This window comes from Lysinibacillus sp. FSL M8-0337 (genome assembly GCF_038593855.1).
Classification (GTDB): domain Bacteria; phylum Bacillota; class Bacilli; order Bacillales_A; family Planococcaceae; genus Lysinibacillus; species Lysinibacillus sphaericus_D.
In genome coordinates, this window is the sequence record NZ_CP151996.1 from 722,083 (window position 1) to 740,670 (window position 18,588).

Below are 18,588 nucleotides of genomic sequence, written 5' to 3' on the forward strand. Positions count from 1 at the left end.
TGTGACTACCTTCATTCTATCAACGTCCATTCGTTTACACAAACAAAGAGCACTTTGGAAATGTTTTCGATAAAAAGCACAAATTTCACCAACGAGGGTGAAATTTGCTGAAAAGGACTGTAATTACAGGCTTTATGCGATTTAAACAGTGTAATAATTCATCACTTTTTTGACATAATTCTGCGTTTCTTTAAATGGTGGAATGCCATTATATTTTGTTACGCGAGAAGCTCCAGCATTATAAGCGGCCAAAGCCAGTGTTGGATCATTATCAAATTTATCGAGCATTTGGCGTAAATATTTGGCTCCCGCCATAATATTTTGCTCGGGATCAAATGAATTCGTTACACCTAAATATTGGGCTGTCTTAGGCATTAATTGCATTAAGCCTTGTGCGCCTGCATGACTAACAGCGAATGTGTTAAAGTTGGACTCTTGCTTGATAACGGCAGCAATAAGCTTAGCTGGTACATTATAGGTAGCCGCAGCCTTATCAATAATAGCGGCATATTGGTTGGCTCCAGCAAGTGAATTTGCATAGGCAGTCGAGCCAATCACATCGTCTGATACATAGGAATCTAGCTTAGTGCTGGCTTGCATGTTTGATAATGTTGCTTGGAGAGAGGCGGGAATATACACAGAATTCGTTCCATTATAGAGCAATGATTGGAGCGAATTATTTGTATTTCCACCAGTCATACCTGTTAAGCTACTAAGCTGGTCCATAAAGTTGGCGGAGCCTGATGAACTCATGCCAAGGAGGCTAGATAATTTTGCGTTGTTCGTTGTTGTAGCATCACCTAACATTTCTTCAATCATATCAGAAAAGATAGAATTGCTGTTTGTGACAGAATTTGGTGAAGTATTTCCAGTAGAGCCTAATGTTTGTAGTGCTTGGATTTCAAGCATTGTTTTCAAAGATTGGATATCCAATGAGCTGGTCACCCTTTCGTATTGTAATAAGTATTATTGTTGTTTAGTTGATTGTAAAGCTTTCATAAAGCGTGCAATTTTTTTTTCAGCAATTTGTTTTTCAATATCGTATTGCTGTAGAAATTCGTCGAAGATTGCTTTTCCTTTTATTTCATCTTTTGATTCATATTCTACCTCATAATCGTCACACTGCAAATAGAAAGAATGATCAAATACAAGAAGTCCGTCTTTATAAGGAATTTCGACACGGTCCGTTGTAAGGGAACCAAACACGGCTAATTGCTCTAATGCAATGTTGTGTGACGCTAGTCTTTTGGCGACTTCTGGTGCATAAAAGCCTTGACCTGCAAGCATTTTTTCAGCTTGTGCAGCGGTCAATTCATCGGTTGTTTCTAAATGTGTATGATTTGAAGTTTTCTCTTTTAATGTACATTCATAATAATTGTTAATCATGCGGATACGTAACCCACTTTGCAAATTTCGAATAGCATTAGTAGGGGTGTCGAAATAATGATTTGTTTGACGATGAATAGCATTTTTTTGGATTTGGAATTCTTCTAGCAAATGCTCATATTGTTGTTTAGTTAAAATATTTTTAAACTCAATTTCAAGTTGTTGTGCCATAGATGCTCATCCTTTTTTATTAATTTACTTGCGTCAACGGAAGTCCGCTACTTCTAATAAGTGTGTGTTGCCAAACTATAATTTGATTGGGAGGGGCTTCTACCCCTACTGTTGTCATCGATATTTAACTGGAGCTTTTTTCAAGCAGAAATGAAAAAGCTCGGGACGCAATTAAGCGAATGTTGTAATCGGTTTTTAGCCGAAGTTTGCTTGTTGTTTTGCAATTACACACTGCAACTATTTACCCCATATGCTAAAATAAGAGGAAGAGAACGACGAAAAGGGGACCCACATTTGCGTAAAATATATACTATAGAATCATTTTATTTTGAAAATCAGCAACCTCATTTTAGTTTAAACGACAATCATAAAAATTTACAGCTAAAGCCTGCTGCCCAAGTAATTGCAGATTCAGATGATTTTGCATTTATCTATTTACTGGATGCAGGAGAGGACTATCATTACTTGCGTTTTCCACAAAACAGTTGGGACAATCTTGTACATATTTTACAAGCCAAACAAAACCCAATGTTAAAAGTAGATGGGGAAGTAATTGAACTGACAAACTTTTACGAGGAATTGGAAATGCTCGTGTATAATATTGAAGGAAATTACAATTACGGAGCAGAATTTGTTCAAGCAGTGGAACAACACTTCAAGGCAGTTCTCGCTGATTAAAAAAGACAAAACGAACAGTCGGTGTTGGTTTTGTCCGATACCGAATGTCGGGAGGTTTTAGCGATGGGACAATGGGAGATTTTTTTAAGTCCTTATAAACAAGCAGTAGATGAGTTAAAAATAAAATTAAAAGGTATGCGATCTCAGTTTGGCATTGTCAATGCAAATTCACCAATTGAATTTGTGACAGGACGAGTAAAGCCACTGGCAAGCATTTACGATAAAACGCTAGAAAAAGGACTAGCCTTTGAACCGTCGAAGCAACTTGGCGACGAGCTTGGTGATATTGCAGGTGTTCGTATTATGTGTCAATTTGTAGATGATATTTCGACGGTGACAGAGCTAATTCGACAACGTAAGGATATGCGCGTAGTGGAAGAGCGAGATTATATTACCCATAATAAGCCAAGCGGTTATCGTTCATATCATATGATTGTAGAATACCCCGTTGAGACCATACAAGGAAAAAAAGTAGTGCTAGCAGAGATTCAAATTCGTACATTAGCTATGAATTTTTGGGCATCAATAGAACATTCGCTAAATTATAAATATAAGGGCATGTTTCCCGAGGAAATAAAAAATCGTCTACAAAGTGCAGCAGAGGCAGCCTTCCGGTTAGATGAAGAAATGTCTTCGATTCGTAGTGAAATTCAAGAAGCACAAGCCTATTTTAGTGAATTTAAAGAGGCATCGAATCCTAGTTTACTATCAGAGAAGGAGCGTGACTCACAATGAAATTTTCTATTCAATCACGTAGAGATGCACAATCAAATGAATTAATGGAGCTTGCAAAAACATATTTGCAAGATTTTGGATTAACATACGATGAAGAGACACCTGAAATTGTCGTATCGATAGGTGGGGACGGCACGCTATTACATGCTTTCCATCGTTACTCACATTTGCTAGATCAAGTTGCATTTGTCGGTATTCATACAGGTCATTTAGGTTTTTATGCGGATTGGAAACCTTCAGAACTAGAGAAATTAGTGCTATCGATTGCCAAAAAAGATTTTAATGTTGTGGAGTATCCCTTATTAGAAGTAAAAGTGGAACATCATAATGCAGAATCGAATACTTATTTAGCACTAAATGAAGCGACCGTGAAATCGCCAGATGTTACCCTTGTGATGGATGTTGAGTTAAACGGAAATCAGTTTGAGCGTTTCCGTGGGGATGGCCTTTGTGTTTCGACACCATCAGGTAGCACAGCTTATAACAAAGCTTTAGGGGGAGCCATTATCCATCCTACATTAGCAGCACTTCAAATTACTGAAATTGCTTCTATAAATAATCGCGTCTTCCGAACAGTGGGCTCGCCACTAATTTTACCAGCTCACCATCACTGTATTTTACGCCCAGTGAACGATCAAAACTTCAATATGACAGTGGATCATCTACAAGTCACACAAGGAGATGTGAAATCCATTGCTTTCAATGTAGCAAATGAAAGGGTTCGCTTTGCACGCTTCAGACCGTTTCCATTTTGGGAACGTGTGCATGAGTCATTCGTTGCAAATGAGTAATCGCGATACACGTTTTACACTTCAATTTCAAGCTGAAAAGGATGGGCAATTGCTACGTGAGGCTTTAGCACAATGGCAAATATCGAAACGTGCTTTAACAGCTATTAAGTTTGATGGGGGCTTACTATCGGTCAATGGTATCGAGCAAAATGTACGTTACCCCCTTCACAAGGGAGATCAGGTAGAAATAAAATTCCCACCAGAAGAGAAAAGTGATGGACTCACAATTGAATATGGTGCGCTGTCGATTATTTACGAGGATGAGGCTTTGTTAGTGCTTGATAAACCAGCGCATCAAAGTACAATTCCATCCCGTGAGCATCCATCAAAAAGTGTGGCTAATTTTGTTTGTGGCTATTTTGAACAACAACGTTTAGCCTCCACCGTCCATGTTGTGACAAGGCTTGACCGTGATACATCAGGCTTGTTATGTATTGCCAAGCATGCACATATCCATCATTTAATGGGTTTAGCGCAACGCAGTGGTAATGTGTCGCGTGAATATGAAGCAATTGTACATGGACATTTAACAGAGGATAGGCAGTCTATCATTGCGCCCATTGGTCGAAAAGAATCTAGTATTATTGAACGTGAGGTACGGGAGGATGGCCAATTTGCGCATACGGATGTGACCGTCTTACAGCGTTTTACTGTTCAAGGTGAACCGATGACGCATATTCGCTTAAAATTGCATACAGGACGAACACATCAAATCCGCGTGCATATGGCTTATGTAGGTCACCCGCTTATAGGCGACGAATTATATGGGGGGAGCCGTAATTTGATAGATCGGCAAGCATTACATTGTGTATCGTTGTCTTTGCACCATCCATTAACAAATGAGAAGCAATCTTTCACAAGTATGTTAAAGGATGATATGCAACAAATATTAAAAAATTGAGGAGGTGTTCGCAAAAACGAGCATCTCTTTATCATTTTTACTATTAAATAGTATCTTAATAGCATGTTAACAGAAAAATAAGCAATTGTAGGGTATAGTAAAGAAGAAAGTTGTTTTTATCTAAAAAAAGAGTTTGCACAAACAGTGCATGCACACTATTATATAAAAGGTAGATTTGCGTCAATGAACGTAAAATAATTTCAACGCTCGGAAGGAGGGGACAAGCATGATAGAGGAAAGAAATGAAAAGGATGATGTGCAATTCGACGAGGCACATTTACGTGGTATGCTAGAAAACAATGAAATTAACGCATTCCGTGATGAGTTTTTAGAACTTCATCCATATGATCAGGCAACGTTTTATGAAAAGGTGGAGCCTGATATAAGGAAGATCATCTATTCGTACTTGTCTCCGACGGAAATGGCTGATATTTTTGAGGCAATCGAAATAGATGATGATGAATATAAAGCGTATTTAGCTGAGATGGATCCAGCATATGGTGCAGAAATGCTGTCCCATATGTATGCTGATGATGCTGCAGACGTTTTAAATGAGTTGGATACAAAGCAACGAGAAAGCTATTTAGGCATGATGGATGTAGAAACAGCTGAAGAGATTAATGAGCTTTTAAGTTATGATGAATATACAGCTGGTTCTATTATGACAACTGAATACGTAGCTATTCCTGAAAATTCGACGGTTCGTTCTGCCATGGCGATATTGCGTAAAGAGGCACCAAATGCCGAAACGATTTATTATATTTTTGTTGTGGATGAGGCACATCGACTAACAGGGGTTATTTCACTCCGCGATTTAATCATTGCTGATGAGGATACACTTATTCGCTCGATTATGAATGAACGAGTTGTAATGGTGCATGTGGGTGATGACCAAGAGGAAGTAGCACAAATTATGAAGGATTATAATTTCCTAGCAACACCTGTTATTGGTGATCAAGGTGAGCTTTTGGGGATTATTACTGTCGATGATATTATCGATGTTATTGATGAGGAAGCATCTGAAGACTACTCGAAATTAGCGGGTATTTCCGATATGGATAAATTTGATACTAATCCTTGGCAAGCAGCAAAAAAACGTTTGCCCTGGCTTGTTATTTTATTGTTTTTAGGTATGCTAACAGCGAATTTAATGGGGCAGTTTGAAGATACATTAGATAAAGTAGCGTTGCTTGCAGTCTTTATTCCGCTTATTTCAGGTACTTCAGGGAATAGTGGCACACAAGCACTTGCAGTTGCCATTCGTGGTATTGCGACAGGTGATGTCGAAGAACATAGCAAAATGAAGCTGTTACTTCGAGAAGCGGGTACTGGCATCTTAACGGGAATTGTTTGTGGCCTGATTGTTATTGGTATTGTATATATATGGAAAAGTGAATTGATTTTAGGGATGCTTGTTGGTGCAGCAATTTGTGGTTCGATTTTAGTGGCAACACTTGCTGGCTCATTTATCCCATTATTAATGCACCGTATGAAGATTGACCCAGCTGTTGCATCGGGTCCGTTTATTACAACATTAAATGATATTACGAGTATTTTAATTTATTTAGGACTAGCGACAATGTTTTTAAGTCAGATAGGCTAAGAACCAATTTCTTTTCTTTTGCATATTGTAGGGAAAAAAGGGAAGTGATAATTGTGGAGCGAGAGCCACGCCTATATATAAAGTCACCAACTTATTTCTTAAACATTTCTAAAATGCTACATGAATTGGATTTGGATGAAAGTACGTCTGTCTATGTAAAAGATCAAGATCATTACGACAGTGAGTCGAGTCTAGATGAAGCGGTACCTAAATTAGTAACAGAACAAGTAAATGAAGAAGTAAACGAAGAAGTGGACGAATATATTATAAAACAGCTACAGTTTTTAGAAAAACCGTTTCGTCAAAAAGCTTATCAACCATTATTAATCACTTTAAAGGATGGTAGAAGACTAAGTGGAACTGCTTCAGATATGCAAATGGATTCCTTGCTGTTGACGTCTAAGGAGTTTAATACACAAGAAATTATTTACTTCGAGGATATTGAACAAATATTATGGCGGGGAAGACAATTGCCAATATTATAAAAAAAGTGTACAGCAGAGGATGCTGTACACTTTTTTTTTATGTGTAGTGTGTCAAAGGAGAAAGACTTAATTACAAATCCCTAAGTCAACATCAGCGATACATTGAACAGCGCAGAAACAAGATAAATCCACAGTGATACAGCTATCAGTAGAGTTCCAATCATCTACTTTACAAATTTTCTTCATATTTACGCAACAGCCGTCACGACTTAATAAGTCTACAGTGCTTTCAGTAGAATCATAAGTACATAATGGTTCTAAAACGCGTAAAGTAGCACAGCATTCATCAAACATATCTTCGACACGGAAAAATACTGATGTACATTTACATGGATCTGCTGATGGTGAGCTAAAGAATGCTTTAAATGGAGTACCGTCTTTTGTAATTAGCATGAATACGCGTGTATCTGCCGCTGAGCGTGCAGGACTAACGATCCCGCCTAGTGGTTCTAAGAAACAGTTTGCTGTACATGGGGAACACTCATCTCGCACCGCTTGATTTTGAATATCTAAAATTGCACGCACCACGTCACAAACGCAGCCTGCTGAATGGATAGGTCCAATAGGATTTGTTGGTTTACCACAACCCATATTGTCACCTCCTTTCCTTCTAACTACTTCTACAATATGTGCTTTTGAAAAATGGACTCGGGCTTTCGTTTACTTATTCAAATGAATAGTTTTTTTATGTGTGGAGAAACTGTTAAGAAAAGGAGGGTAAATACTTGAGGTTATTAGGAATGATGTTGCCTCTGTTAGTCTGTATGACATTGCTGATTGGATGCACGGAAAAAGAAAAATTTATTGTTTATGGTTCTCCACAAAATGAAGCAGAGCTTGAATCGGTATTAAAAGAAGAAAAAGCGGTTGAAAAATCAACGGTTATTCAACATGACGATAAAATGCTTGTGGCTGTGCAAATTAAACCTTTGAAAAAATGGAATAAGACTAAATTAGAGAAGAAACTCCAAAAGAAGTTTGATGAAAAGTATCCTAACAAAGAAGTTTTCGTTTCAGCCGATTATAAAATATTTTATGAAGCCAATAAAATAAAAAAGGACCAACTTGAAGATAATAAACTAAGCAAAAAAATTACGGAGCTGCAGAAGCTGGCAAAGGAGGAAACATAATGGAAAAAGAGCAATATCAACAGCTAGAACAAAACATAACACCAACGCCCCCCTACTTAAAAAATGCTGTTAAAGCATTTGTGGTAGGTGGTCTCATTTGTACAATCGGGCAGGCGGTTTCTCTTTTTTATATCGTTTTCTTTAATTTCACAGAAGCAACGGCCGGAAACCCAACCGTTGCAACTATGGTATTTTTTGCAATGATTTTAACAGGCTTTGGTTTATACAAAAGAATTGGTCAATTTGCAGGAGCAGGTTCAGCAGTACCTGTTACAGGGTTTGGGAATGCGGTAATCTCTGCTGCAATTGAACATAGATCTGAAGGTTTAGTCCTCGGTGTTGGCGGTAACTTATTCAAATTAGCTGGATCTGTTGTGTTATTTGGTGTAGTATCTGCATTTTTTGTGGCACTTATTAAATATATCCTTGTGACGATAGGGGTGGTTTCATGGTAATCATCTTTCCATCAAAGCCATCATTGTTAGCAGGAGGCGTAGTAGCAGGACCGTTAGAGGATCGCAGTACTTTCAAACAATATTTTGATACGGTCTACGATGATGAGCGCTGGCAAATGGATACAAATGAACAAGGTCATCGAAAAATGGTTGAAGAAGCCTGTGAATTTGTTATGAAAAAAGGTGGTATTACAACTGGAGAAGTCGATTATTTATTAGGTGGCGATTTAGTGAACCAAATGACGCCTACCAATTTTGCTGCAAGGGAATTAGCTATTCCGTTTATCGGATTATTTTCCGCTTGTGCTACCTCTGTTTCAGCTGTGATTGTAGCTAGCCTTTTAACAGAGCTTGGTGCTGCTAATTATTCAATTGCTGGGGCATCAAGTCAGCACAATGCGATTGAACGTCAATTTCGCTATCCAATCAATTATGGTGCACAGAAACCACAAACGGCACAATGGACTGTCACAGCAGCAGGTTATGCACTGGTTGGTAAACATCGTGAAGATGCTCCTTCTATTGAAGCAGCTACAATTGGTAAGGTCATCGATTATGGCATGGATGATCCATTTCATATGGGCGCTGCCATGGCTCCTGCTGCCTTCCAAACGATTAAGTCTCATTTAGAGGAACGTAAACAAGAAATATATCATTATGATTTAATTTTAACGGGTGATTTAGGACAGCTTGGCTTAAAACTACTTAAAGGAATGCTTGTCGAGAGTGGTATAAAAAATGAGGAGTTAACACTTTTACGCGATGCTGGAGCGGAATTTTACGGTCAAGATGAATCCTTTCAATCGGGGGCTAGTGGAGCAGGCTGTTCAGCGGCTGTTTTTTTTAGTTATGTAATGCAAGAGCTCCGTGCAGGGACATATAAACGAGTGCTCCTTGTGGCGACAGGTGCATTGCTATCTCCACTTTCGTTCCAACAGAAAGAGACCATTCCATGTACGGCACATGCGATAGAAATTACAATGAAATGAGGCAACAGCATGGGTATGACTTTTTTATTTGCATTTATTGTAGGAGGCATTTTCTGCGTGATCGGTCAATTATTAATGGATGTTGGTAAATTAACGCCAGCACATACATTAAGTACGTTAGTCGTTGTTGGTGCAGTTCTAGATGGAATGGGCTTGTATGAGCCACTCATCCATTTTGCAGGTGCTGGAGCTACTGTACCTATTACATCATTTGGTAATTCCTTAACACATGGGGCAATGGCTGAAGCGGAAAAACATGGATTAGTAGGCGTATTGACCGGCATGTTTGAAGTCACAAGTTCAGGAATCAGTGCTGCAATTGTTTTTGGCTTTATTGGTGCATTAATTTTTAAACCAAAAGGGAATATTGACTAGACGAATACCCCTCTCTTGTCTGCAACTTTACATATTATAGGTTGTAGAAGGGAGGGGTGCTTTTATGGGATATCAAGGCTGGTGTGCACAACCTTATGGTAATAATGTTGCAGGTGCAAATAGCTGGAACTATTGCGGAGGCAATAACAATAATGGAATGGGCTCAACATTTGTCTTAATTGTTGTCCTATTTATTCTCCTAATTATTGTTGGCGCTACTTTCGTAAGTTAATTAGTCTAGCTATTAAAAAGTTCTAGAGAGTTTTAGATATATAGGCTTTAGCTTTTTTTTGTGAGTATATAAACAACTTACTGAATAAGGTTAGAGCCTCCAACAGTTGTTATTGATGTTTTGTGTACGATAGTTACCGTTTATGAATCATTCGCGACAATAACGTTGAGGTGGAATTGATAGGAGGGGGAACATGCATCGCTCGTTTTTTAATTCGATTGAACAAAAGACAGGCGTATCAATGGATGAAATCTTTGCATTAGCTAATGCAATTCAATATGCTGATTTCACCAATGAAAAACAAGTAAGAAAGATTGTACGTCGTGTAGGTAAGGTGTCTAATAGACAAATTACACAAGAGCTTGAAGATAAAATCGTAAACTCTATTATTCAAGATGGCGCTTCACTAGATTTCGAAAAGCTAGCTAGAATGATGAAATAATGATAAACGTTTGTCTATTTTGGTGTGAGAAAGAGCTCAAAATAGAGAACAGACAAAAGTATAAAAAAGAGGCTGGGACAAAACCCTCCTCTGAAAACTAATAAGCCGTTGAAATTTTACGACGAGTAAAATTTCAACGGCTTTGATTATTTTTACATAAAAATAAGAACCACTTCTGATAAGATAAAAGTACACCACATACCAAATCTCTGAAAGAAGGGTTCTTATGTTCAAAAATTATAACATGAATCAATTAGTTTTGCCTTTAGATTTAGAAATGAAATTACAAAAGAATGACATTGCCTTCCATGTCCATCATTTAGTCGAAAGTATCCCGCCCGAAGCGTTTGAACCATTTCTTCGAAATGAGGGCTGTCCTGCCTATCATCCACGCATGATGCTTAAAATTATCTTATGTGCCTACACGCAATCCGTCTTCTCAGGGCGCCGAATGGAGGCGCTTTTAAAAGATAGTCTTCGGATGATGTGGCTAGCACAAGGGTATGAACCAACCTATCGCACAATCAACCGATTCCGTGTCCACCCAGAAGTCAAAGAGTTGATTCGCCAATGCTTCGTTCAATTCCGCTGCCAGCTGGTACAGGAAGAATTAATTAATCAGGAAGCGATTTTTATTGATGGAACAAAAATTGAAGCGAATGCAAATAAATTTACATTCGTGTGGAAAAAGTTGATTGAGAAATATCATAACGGACTCATTGAAAAGTCCAACCAGCTATACAATGAGCTACTTGAAAAAGAAATCATACCCGAAATGGAACGGGAAAATGAACAGGAATTAGCATTGGAAGACCTTGACCAAATGGTCAAAAAAGTAGATGAAGTGATTTCTGAATACGATCGAAAAATTGAGGACTCATCGGATGTGGCAGAGCGAAAGGCTTTAAGAAAGGAACGAAAATTCCCAAAGCAAACGCACAAACAATTAATCGACTATATGGAACGCAAACTAAAATATCAAAGAGACTTCGAAATCTTTGACGGACGAAATAGTTACTCGAAAACAGACCCGGATGCGACATTTATGCGTTTGAAAGATGACTATATGAAAAATGGTCAATTGAAGGCAGGTTATAACGTACAAGTAGCAACAGAAGGTCAGTATGCGCTTGCCTACAGCATTTTTTCGAATCCAACGGATACACGTACATTAATCCCATTTTTGGATGAAATCGAACAACATTATTTGAAGTTACCAAAACATATCGTAGCAGATGCTGGATATGGAAGTGAACAAAATTATGATGATATCCTTGTGAACCGTAAGCGAGAAGCCCTAATCACATACAACATGTATGTAAAAGAACAGAGGAAACCGTATAAGCAAAACGAATTCAATACAGAGAACTGGGCTTATGATGAAGAAAATGATCGATATACTTGCCCAAACCAACAACAGCTTGAATTTAAATATCGTACCACGAAAACGGATAAGTATGAGTACACGCGTGAGTTTAAGGTATACGAATGTGAAGACTGTTCCGGCTGCCCCCTCCGTTCATTCTGTACAAAAGCAAAAGAAGGAACGAATCGAAAGTTAACAGTGAATGAGAAGTGGGAACAACAAAAAGAACATGTGAGAACAAAGCTTTCAGAAGAAAAAACGAGTACCATTTATCGTCAACGCAAAATTGACGTGGAACCCGTTTTTGGATTCTTGAAGGCTAATTTGCGTTTCACTCGATTTTCTGTACGAGGAAAATCGAAGGTTGATAACGAGATGGGTCTCGCATTAATGGCTGTGAATTTAAGAAAATTCACAGCCATTAGCTAAAAGCTATATGGAGACAACATAAAAAACAGAGAAATCCGAATTTGAATTTATTCAAATTCGGATTTCTCACTAATCGAAGCTAGTTATGTCCCAGCCTCGTTCATTTATATCTCTTTTTCCATTGCTCGATGAGGTATCCCGGCATCCATAAATTCAGGAGATGTTACCGTATAACCAAGCTTTTCGTAAAAAGGAACAGCGTAGCTTTGAGCATGGAGTTTTAATTTCTTTTGTTGAATGGAAATTGCGAATTTCTCCATTTCTTGCATAATTAAAACGCCAAGTTTTTTGCCCCGCTGACTTTGTAAAATACATACGCGTTCAATTTTTGCAGTATGATCTTCAATGCCACGTAGACGAGCAGCACCAACAGGTTCATTGCCTTCATACATAATAAAATGTGTTGCCGTTGCATCTAAAGCATCACATTCTAAATGAAGCGGAACACCTTGTTCCTCTACAAATACTTTTTTACGAACAGCAAATGCATCAGCATGTTCTTTCTCTGTTTCGACAATCTTAACGTTATACAAAAGTCATTCAGCTCCAGTCAATCGGAATGTTTCATATGTTGTCCATGACCCATCTTCCAATTGGTATAAAAGATGAATACGATCGATACTATCATGTTCATCAACCCCAGTCATGCGAAGTTGCCCAAAAATATCATCATGTTCTGAGTCCGTCATTTTTTGTGCAATCGTGATGTGTGGAACAAAAACATGTTTAGAGTCCCCAAAAGGAATTTGTTCTTCCAACACACGATGGAATGCTTGTAATTGTTCAGTTGGTTCGATGCGGAAATAAATCGCATTTGTTGTTGGGAAAAACGAACTAATGCGTGATGCATGAATATTTAAAGGCGCGTGTTTAGCAGCAATATCATCTAATTGCTTAACAATAGATTGAATATCGTCTTCTGTTGCATCAAAGCTGTCTTTTAACGTCATATGCGGTGTAATCTTCGCATAATGAGGATCGTAACGTTTACGATACGTGTTTGCTAAATCTTGCAATTTTTTTGATGGAAATGCCACAATTCCGTACTTCATAGTCCATTACCTCCCGAAAATAAACGATTTTTCTATCTAAGTATAACAGAAATTTCAAAATACGTAATTTGAATCGCCTAACATTAATTGAAATTTTCAATTAACGCACGTCTTAAATCAGGTTTCCAATATTTCCATGTATGATTGCCATCAAACTCTTCATAAAATGTAGAGAAGCCTTTACTTAACATTAGATTATGCAACTGTCGATTTGGCGTTAAAAAGTCTTTAACGGTTTTATCCATTGTCACAACTTTATCTTCATTTTTTCCAACGATATGATAAATAGAAATAGCTCCTGGATCTTTAAACTGTTCAACCGCTTTCAGTACATCTTCATCAACATAAGGTGATTGTAAAATAACCTTGCCAAAAATACTTGGATACTTTAATGCAGCCATTAAGGAAGCGGTTGCAGCCATAGAATCACCGATAACTGCACGGCTCATACCCATTTGGTACGTTGCATATTCAGCATCTAAATAGGGAACAAGTTCATGTGCTAAAAAGCGTAAGTATGCTTCATGTTGCTCACCACTTGGAATATATTTAGTACGGCGATCTTTAATATCTTTGTATGGCACAAATGCAATGATTAAATTCTCGATTTCATAGTCATCGATAAGTTCATCGGCTAGTTTTGTAATACCTCCAAGTTGGAAATAATCTTTACCATCCGAAGCGATGAGAATATTATATTTGTATAGTGGAGAATAATTAGCAGGGACATAAATATATAGCTGTAATTCCTCCTGCAATGCTTCACTATAGAACTTTAAATCTTGTACAGTTCCCTTATCCAATGATGACACTCCTTCATGTGTTTGTGACAAAATTGTACCATATTACGAAAGTAAAGGTATAATAGGTTGGGCTAGCGTTATGTTAGCAAAAAAACTGAAATGAGGGTTAGTTATGCATGATAAAAGTATTCGCGTACAGTCAGAAGAAGTGGCGAAAGCAGCCCAAGCTGCACTAATTCGCCGTGGCGTAGAGTTAGAAGACATTGCTGAGATTGTTTATGAAATGCAAAAATCCTACAATGTAGGCTTAACATTAGAGCATTGTATTCATTCGGTTGAACGTGTATTACGTAAACGAGAAGTCCAACATGCAGTATTAGTTGGAATAGAGTTGGATGAATTAGCTGAAAAAGGGCTATTATCGTCACCTCTACAACAAATTATCGAATCCGATGAAGGTTTATTCGGAGTAGATGAAACAATTGCATTGGGGTCTGTGTTTACATATGGAAGTATTGCTGTAACAACATTTGGACATTTAGATAAACAAAAAATCGGTATTATAAAAAAACTCGACACAGAGCCTGGACATCATGTTAATACATTTTTAGATGATTTAGTTGCTAGTATTGCAGCTTCGGCAGCATCACGTATTGCTCACCGCATGCGTGATTTAGAAGAAGAAGGCGAAACATTTGCTGATATTGAGCCAGAAGAGCTCGGTCCCAAGCCAAAACCACATAATGAAATTTAATAGCGTATTATCATAAATGCCTTCAATTGAGGGAATTAGAAAGTCGACAAACTCGTATTTTTCAAGTTTGTCGACTCTTTATTTTGTAACGGGCAATCTGAATTTTTTTGTACAAATAGGAAATATTTTAAGCATACTTAAAAATTTCAGAAGAAAACTAATCAAATCCATTGTGATATTAGTCGACTTTATTGATAATAGAATTAAATAAAGTATTGTATGAAATAAGAAGAGAGGTACTGAAAATGAGTGATAAAGATATTAAAACGTTAATCACTAGCGGAACAATTATTTTTGCCGTTGTATTGTATTTAATATTTAGATAAATTATCAGGTCTTCAGTTTATAATATAGCTGGAGATTTTTGATTTTGGCGATATGCGTAAGGAATTAAAAAGGTGATCATTATTATGTATCATTTTTTATTTTTGTCCGGACGATCCTAAATTAGTAATGGATATTGTTCTAGATTTAACTTTAAGGAAGTAGGATATGAATTTGAAAAAAATATTTTTAGCTTTATTCTTTTCAACATTGCTTATTAGTGGATGTACAGAAGAGGCTAGCACCGGCAATGGTAAGACTGAAGATATACAAGGGATTGTAGCTTCAACAAAGGAATCTGCTGAAAAGCATGATGTGAGTAAATTTGAAGAATATGAACTACAGGAAATAATTGACGGGGACACAATCAGAATAAAATATAATGGTAGTTCCGAAAAAATACGGTTTCTTCTTGTAGATACGCCTGAAACGAATCACAAAACATTAGGGGTGCAACCATTTGGGCCAGAAGCGAAAGAATTTACAAAACAGTTACTTGCTGGACAAGATACGGTTTATTTAGAATTCGACGTTTCCTATCGGGATAAATACAAAAGATTATTAGCTTATGTTTATACGAAAGATGGTATTAGTGTACAAGAGCAATTATTGAAAAATGGGTTAGCACGCGTGGCCTATATTTATGAGCCAAATACGAAACATGTAGATTGGTTTAAGTCCATTCAAAAAACTGCGCAACAATCTGCCATTGGTATTTGGTCAGTTGAAGACTACGTAACAAATCGTGGTTACGATAAAGAGGCTTATAATAATGCTGTGAAAGAAGAAAATCCAGAAAATCCATCTAAAGCAAGTAAAGATGAGTCGAATAATATTAGCAGTAAAGAGAATTGTACTATTAAAGGAAATGTTAATTCAAAAGGTAACAAAATTTATCATATGCCTGGACAACGTGATTATGACAATACTGTAGCAGAAGAAATGTTCTGTACGAAAGAAGATGCAGAAGCAGCGGGTTTTATTCCTGCTAGGCAATAATGTCATATGGAAAAGTTAAATTGACTTAGAGGGCGCCATCAGGAAAATACGGATTTACAACAATCAGTCATTTTCCTGATGAATCCCCTAGTATTAGCAATTTTGTGCGCTTCAAGAATCGAATGAGAAACCACTTTCTCCGAAAAATGCTTAGTCAAATATTTTCCTTCTAATAAAGATTTCCGCCAAACATAAATTGAGAATCCAACAAAGCCACACAGCAATGGTGTATGACGTAACGTAGGAAAGGTTTACACCATGATGAATCATTGTGACACTAATATAAATGGTCAAGTTCGCTAAAGAAAGGAAAAAACTTCGAACCATCCAATGCTTGTGGGGAATGATTTGTTTCTTTTTAATAGATACATACCCTTTAAGTGTTGTCCAAATCCATAAAGTGTTTAAAATGAGAAACCCAATTGTACTGAGCCAACCCCCTGTTGCAAAGAAAGACACATAGAATCCAGGAATATAGTTCAAAATAATTGATAAAACATAAATACGTCCATTCCACTGGTGAAAGTGCAATGATTTCGAGTGAACGCGTTGAATCAAACCTAATGGTCCTGTTATCAATGCTACTATAGCGAGAAGAATGTGAATACGAATCATCACAAACCATAATGATTGGTTCATGAGGTATTCCTCTTTATTGGAAAGAAACCGTTGAAATAACGGGTCAATGATAAAATTTTTTGAAAGCGTATGTAGAACCCACATTATAGTGATGATTATAATAACAATTTTTGTCCCCTTTTTTACTCGGTTCATTTTTTCCATCCTTTTTGAAGGTTACAGTAGGCATATATCGTATATGTAAAACCTTTTTATTTCGAGCAAGCGCTACCCTTCCGTATTAAATGAAGATTGAAAGAGTAGCATTTTTCCTTCTTATGACAATCATGTATTCCTAATCTTATGGACAATCTAATGCTTTATTCACTAATCTTTAAAAGGAGCATTCATCACCCAGTCTACAAATCCCATACGAAGCATAGAAGAACTCAAATTATTTGGCTGTTGCTGTGCATTTTTTAAATTGGCATCATATTTAATTAGTTCAATCATAGATTTTTTAAAACCTAATCGAGGATAAGCCTCAATTATAAAATTAAATGTTTCCTCTGGAATATCTTCTATACGTAAACCAACTACATCCATCCCTGCTCCCAAATGAACTAAGGCAATCTCAGGTTGTTTTTCTTCAGCAATTTCTGAGGTGTGAAGAATAATAGCTTCACGTACCACATCAATTTTATTTTGCGGTAAGCCATGAGAATGAAGGAAACTTTCTGCATAATCAGCACCCTCATATTCAAATGAATGTTTACAACAAACGTGATCTGTAAGACCCACATCATGTAAGACAGAAGCAAGATAAAATAACTCCTGATCATATTTAAATCTATATTTTTTCCCTAATGCATCACCAAAAGCATATGTCCGTAAACAATGATTATAAAGAAATGCTGGAGAAATCTCGTAAATTAATTGGGTAGCATCCTTTGCCACCTTACTATCTGGAATAATAATGTTGTGCATAATTTCCTCCTACGTATTGCTTATTTTTCAATAAATTTATACCACCATAGCCTAATAAAAATTTTACGTGCTAACCAAAGTGCTCATTTTCACACCCTATCCTTTTAGAAATGCTATTCTTATATCAAAAAAGACTGTTCGGTCTCTTTTAATATAACTTTCTATATGTTAATGTACAACTAATAGATGTTACAATTTTTCGACAATAATAAATGGAGGATATTATGCAAAAAGGCGAACATACACGGAGACACATTATTTTAAAATCGGCAGTATTGTTTAATCAAAAAGGCTATGCTGGCTGTTCAATGAATGACATTATGGAGGCTACAGGGCTAAAAAAGGGTGGTATTTACCGCCATTTTAAAAATAAAGATGAGATTGCATTAGAAGCATTTGAATACGCCATCGATACTGTGCATCAACATTTTTCAGAGGCGATACACAATGCTAATACAACATTAGAAAAAGTGGGTGCTTTTTTTAATGTATACGACGATGTAATTAATAATCCCCCAATACAAGGGGGCTGTCCTTTGCTGAATACTGCTGTAGACAGTGATGATACGAATCCATTATTAAGAGAAAAAGCACTTGGCGTTTTCAAGATATTTCTCCATATGATTGAAGGGATTATTGAAGAAGGGATTAAACAAGGAGAGCTAAAACCAGATATTGATACAAAGGCGGTAGCTTCTTTTATTGTTGCCACGCTCGAGGGAAGTATTATGGCTAGCAAACTCGAAAAAGACAATAAGCACATTACGTATAGTCAGCAACAATTGCTGCGTTATTTGTCAATGCTACAAATTTAGCTTGTTTTTTGAGAAACAGTACCCGAAAGTGCAAGGTAATTTAGAGACGTATAATAATGCTATGAAAGAAAAAAATCTGCCTAAAGCAACAATACAATAGCAGAAGAAATGTTCTGTTCTGCATAAGAGCGGAAGCAGCCCTGTCATATATCGGTTTAAAAATATAGTTCTACAAAGTACCTATTTTG

The 18,588-nt window shown here is 37.0% G+C and carries 24 protein-coding genes; 16 read left to right on the top strand and 8 right to left on the bottom strand.

Going from position 1 to position 18,588, the window contains the following annotated elements; translation table 11 throughout:
* Window positions 1-141 precede the first annotated feature (141 nt).
* Window positions 142-933 (bottom strand): lytic transglycosylase domain-containing protein, encoded by a 792-nt coding sequence (locus MKY08_RS03220; RefSeq protein WP_069510567.1) that lies wholly within the window; start codon window positions 931-933, stop codon window positions 142-144.
* A 33-nt stretch (window positions 934-966) separates the two neighbouring features.
* Window positions 967-1,557: a CYTH domain-containing protein gene (locus MKY08_RS03225; RefSeq protein WP_069510565.1), complete on the bottom strand. Its 591-nt coding sequence runs from the start codon at window positions 1,555-1,557 to the stop codon at window positions 967-969.
* 294 nt (window positions 1,558-1,851) lie between these two features.
* Between MKY08_RS03225 and MKY08_RS03230 the strand changes: the two genes are divergently transcribed.
* The 6 genes from MKY08_RS03230 to MKY08_RS03255 all read left to right on the top strand — a co-directional run bounded on the left by MKY08_RS03230 (window position 1,852) and on the right by MKY08_RS03255 (window position 6,750).
* Entirely contained in the window at window positions 1,852-2,235 is a 384-nt protein-coding gene (locus MKY08_RS03230; protein ID WP_024362535.1) for a hypothetical protein, read from the top strand.
* A 63-nt stretch (window positions 2,236-2,298) separates the two neighbouring features.
* Window positions 2,299-2,970, top strand: coding sequence for a GTP pyrophosphokinase family protein (locus MKY08_RS03235; protein ID WP_024362536.1), 672 nt, complete (start codon window positions 2,299-2,301; stop codon window positions 2,968-2,970).
* Window positions 2,967-3,761, top strand: coding sequence for an NAD kinase (locus tag MKY08_RS03240; protein WP_024362537.1), 795 nt, complete (start codon window positions 2,967-2,969; stop codon window positions 3,759-3,761). The genes MKY08_RS03235 and MKY08_RS03240 overlap by 4 nt, the downstream gene beginning before the upstream one ends.
* Window positions 3,736-4,662: an RluA family pseudouridine synthase gene (locus tag MKY08_RS03245; protein WP_069510564.1), complete on the top strand. Its 927-nt coding sequence runs from the start codon at window positions 3,736-3,738 to the stop codon at window positions 4,660-4,662. Before MKY08_RS03240 ends, MKY08_RS03245 begins: the two co-directional genes overlap by 26 nt.
* Before the next feature lie 226 nt (window positions 4,663-4,888).
* The gene (gene mgtE / locus MKY08_RS03250; protein ID WP_069510561.1) at window positions 4,889-6,265 is read left to right on the top strand and encodes a magnesium transporter; all 1,377 of its coding nucleotides are present in this window, start codon (window positions 4,889-4,891) and stop codon (window positions 6,263-6,265) included.
* Between the two features lie 53 nt (window positions 6,266-6,318).
* Window positions 6,319-6,750, top strand: coding sequence for a hypothetical protein (locus MKY08_RS03255; protein WP_069510559.1), 432 nt, complete (start codon window positions 6,319-6,321; stop codon window positions 6,748-6,750).
* Window positions 6,751-6,816: 66 nt separating this feature from the next.
* Here MKY08_RS03255 and MKY08_RS03260 read toward each other — a convergent pair whose 3' ends face one another.
* On the bottom strand, window positions 6,817-7,341 hold the full coding sequence (locus MKY08_RS03260) for a CotY/CotZ family spore coat protein (protein ID WP_069510557.1): 525 nt from the start codon (window positions 7,339-7,341) through the stop codon (window positions 6,817-6,819).
* A 134-nt stretch (window positions 7,342-7,475) separates the two neighbouring features.
* Here MKY08_RS03260 and MKY08_RS03265 point away from each other — a divergent pair, with 134 nt between their 5' ends.
* From MKY08_RS03265 to MKY08_RS03295, 7 genes are all read left to right on the top strand, one after another.
* Window positions 7,476-7,880 carry a YhcN/YlaJ family sporulation lipoprotein gene (locus MKY08_RS03265; protein ID WP_069510555.1) on the top strand — a complete coding sequence of 135 codons (405 nt, stop codon included), beginning with the start codon at window positions 7,476-7,478 and terminating at the stop codon, window positions 7,878-7,880.
* On the top strand, window positions 7,880-8,335 hold the full coding sequence (spoVAC, locus tag MKY08_RS03270; protein ID WP_069510553.1) for a stage V sporulation protein AC: 456 nt from the start codon (window positions 7,880-7,882) through the stop codon (window positions 8,333-8,335). The genes MKY08_RS03265 and spoVAC overlap by 1 nt, the downstream gene beginning before the upstream one ends.
* Window positions 8,329-9,324: a stage V sporulation protein AD gene (locus tag MKY08_RS03275; protein ID WP_069510552.1), complete on the top strand. Its 996-nt coding sequence runs from the start codon at window positions 8,329-8,331 to the stop codon at window positions 9,322-9,324. The genes spoVAC and MKY08_RS03275 overlap by 7 nt, the downstream gene beginning before the upstream one ends.
* 15 nt (window positions 9,325-9,339) lie before the next feature.
* Window positions 9,340-9,699: a stage V sporulation protein AE gene (spoVAE, locus tag MKY08_RS03280; protein ID WP_103977643.1), complete on the top strand. Its 360-nt coding sequence runs from the start codon at window positions 9,340-9,342 to the stop codon at window positions 9,697-9,699.
* 64 nt (window positions 9,700-9,763) lie between these two features.
* On the top strand, window positions 9,764-9,931 hold the full coding sequence (locus MKY08_RS03285; RefSeq protein WP_080653321.1) for a YjcZ family sporulation protein: 168 nt from the start codon (window positions 9,764-9,766) through the stop codon (window positions 9,929-9,931).
* Window positions 9,932-10,124: 193 nt separating this feature from the next.
* A complete protein-coding gene (locus tag MKY08_RS03290) occupies window positions 10,125-10,373 on the top strand; it encodes a stage VI sporulation protein F (protein WP_069510548.1) in 249 nt (82 codons plus the stop codon).
* Between the two features lie 226 nt (window positions 10,374-10,599).
* The gene (locus MKY08_RS03295) at window positions 10,600-12,168 is read left to right on the top strand and encodes an IS1182 family transposase (protein ID WP_069510546.1); all 1,569 of its coding nucleotides are present in this window, start codon (window positions 10,600-10,602) and stop codon (window positions 12,166-12,168) included.
* A 104-nt stretch (window positions 12,169-12,272) separates the two neighbouring features.
* On the opposite strand, the gene MKY08_RS03300 is transcribed toward MKY08_RS03295, so the two are convergent.
* The 3 genes from MKY08_RS03300 to MKY08_RS03310 form a co-directional block, all read right to left on the bottom strand.
* Window positions 12,273-12,701 carry a GNAT family N-acetyltransferase gene (locus MKY08_RS03300; protein ID WP_069510544.1) on the bottom strand — a complete coding sequence of 143 codons (429 nt, stop codon included), beginning with the start codon at window positions 12,699-12,701 and terminating at the stop codon, window positions 12,273-12,275.
* 3 nt (window positions 12,702-12,704) lie between these two features.
* Window positions 12,705-13,220, bottom strand: a complete 516-nt coding sequence (locus MKY08_RS03305) for a YjcG family protein (protein WP_024362548.1) — start codon at window positions 13,218-13,220, stop codon at window positions 12,705-12,707.
* An 83-nt stretch (window positions 13,221-13,303) separates the two neighbouring features.
* Entirely contained in the window at window positions 13,304-14,023 is a 720-nt protein-coding gene (locus MKY08_RS03310) for an alpha/beta hydrolase-fold protein (protein WP_069510542.1), read from the bottom strand.
* Between the two features lie 112 nt (window positions 14,024-14,135).
* Between MKY08_RS03310 and MKY08_RS03315 the strand changes: the two genes are divergently transcribed.
* Together MKY08_RS03315 and MKY08_RS03320 are read left to right on the top strand one after the other, a co-directional pair.
* On the top strand, window positions 14,136-14,717 hold the full coding sequence (locus tag MKY08_RS03315; RefSeq protein WP_024362550.1) for a phosphatidylglycerophosphatase A: 582 nt from the start codon (window positions 14,136-14,138) through the stop codon (window positions 14,715-14,717).
* A 492-nt stretch (window positions 14,718-15,209) separates the two neighbouring features.
* Entirely contained in the window at window positions 15,210-16,040 is an 831-nt protein-coding gene (locus MKY08_RS03320; RefSeq protein WP_256093143.1) for a thermonuclease family protein, read from the top strand.
* 150 nt (window positions 16,041-16,190) lie between these two features.
* Here the strand turns inward: MKY08_RS03320 and MKY08_RS03325 are convergent, their stop codons facing one another.
* Both MKY08_RS03325 and MKY08_RS03330 read right to left on the bottom strand, forming a co-directional pair.
* Complete coding sequence (locus tag MKY08_RS03325; protein ID WP_342534663.1) at window positions 16,191-16,679, bottom strand: DUF2306 domain-containing protein; 489 nt, start codon at window positions 16,677-16,679, stop codon at window positions 16,191-16,193.
* A gap of 306 nt (window positions 16,680-16,985) precedes the next feature.
* Window positions 16,986-17,585, bottom strand: a complete 600-nt coding sequence (locus MKY08_RS03330; RefSeq protein ID WP_081327902.1) for an HD domain-containing protein — start codon at window positions 17,583-17,585, stop codon at window positions 16,986-16,988.
* Window positions 17,586-17,809: 224 nt separating this feature from the next.
* Between MKY08_RS03330 and MKY08_RS03335 the strand changes: the two genes are divergently transcribed.
* Window positions 17,810-18,400 carry a TetR/AcrR family transcriptional regulator gene (locus MKY08_RS03335; RefSeq protein ID WP_069510536.1) on the top strand — a complete coding sequence of 197 codons (591 nt, stop codon included), beginning with the start codon at window positions 17,810-17,812 and terminating at the stop codon, window positions 18,398-18,400.
* Window positions 18,401-18,588 lie beyond the last annotated feature (188 nt).

Excerpts from the sequence above, each read along its gene's own strand:
- MKY08_RS03225 (WP_069510565.1), bottom strand. The coding sequence starts at position 1,557 with ATGGCACAACAACTTGAAATTGAGTTTAAAAATATTTTAACTAAACAA.
- MKY08_RS03235 (WP_024362536.1), top strand. The coding sequence starts at position 2,299 with ATGGGACAATGGGAGATTTTTTTAAGTCCTTATAAACAAGCAGTAGAT.
- MKY08_RS03240 (WP_024362537.1), top strand. The coding sequence starts at position 2,967 with ATGAAATTTTCTATTCAATCACGTAGAGATGCACAATCAAATGAATTA.
- MKY08_RS03245 (WP_069510564.1), top strand. The coding sequence starts at position 3,736 with ATGAGTCATTCGTTGCAAATGAGTAATCGCGATACACGTTTTACACTT.
- mgtE (WP_069510561.1), top strand. The coding sequence starts at position 4,889 with ATGATAGAGGAAAGAAATGAAAAGGATGATGTGCAATTCGACGAGGCA.
- MKY08_RS03260 (WP_069510557.1), bottom strand. The coding sequence starts at position 7,341 with ATGGGTTGTGGTAAACCAACAAATCCTATTGGACCTATCCATTCAGCA.
- spoVAC (WP_069510553.1), top strand. The coding sequence starts at position 7,880 with ATGGAAAAAGAGCAATATCAACAGCTAGAACAAAACATAACACCAACG.
- MKY08_RS03275 (WP_069510552.1), top strand. The coding sequence starts at position 8,329 with ATGGTAATCATCTTTCCATCAAAGCCATCATTGTTAGCAGGAGGCGTA.
- spoVAE (WP_103977643.1), top strand. The coding sequence starts at position 9,340 with ATGACTTTTTTATTTGCATTTATTGTAGGAGGCATTTTCTGCGTGATC.
- MKY08_RS03285 (WP_080653321.1), top strand. The coding sequence starts at position 9,764 with ATGGGATATCAAGGCTGGTGTGCACAACCTTATGGTAATAATGTTGCA.
- MKY08_RS03290 (WP_069510548.1), top strand. The coding sequence starts at position 10,125 with ATGCATCGCTCGTTTTTTAATTCGATTGAACAAAAGACAGGCGTATCA.
- MKY08_RS03295 (WP_069510546.1), top strand. The coding sequence starts at position 10,600 with ATGTTCAAAAATTATAACATGAATCAATTAGTTTTGCCTTTAGATTTA.
- MKY08_RS03305 (WP_024362548.1), bottom strand. The coding sequence starts at position 13,220 with ATGAAGTACGGAATTGTGGCATTTCCATCAAAAAAATTGCAAGATTTA.
- MKY08_RS03315 (WP_024362550.1), top strand. The coding sequence starts at position 14,136 with ATGCATGATAAAAGTATTCGCGTACAGTCAGAAGAAGTGGCGAAAGCA.
- MKY08_RS03320 (WP_256093143.1), top strand. The coding sequence starts at position 15,210 with ATGAATTTGAAAAAAATATTTTTAGCTTTATTCTTTTCAACATTGCTT.
- MKY08_RS03325 (WP_342534663.1), bottom strand. The coding sequence starts at position 16,679 with ATGAACCAATCATTATGGTTTGTGATGATTCGTATTCACATTCTTCTC.
- MKY08_RS03330 (WP_081327902.1), bottom strand. The coding sequence starts at position 17,585 with ATGCACAACATTATTATTCCAGATAGTAAGGTGGCAAAGGATGCTACC.
- MKY08_RS03335 (WP_069510536.1), top strand. The coding sequence starts at position 17,810 with ATGCAAAAAGGCGAACATACACGGAGACACATTATTTTAAAATCGGCA.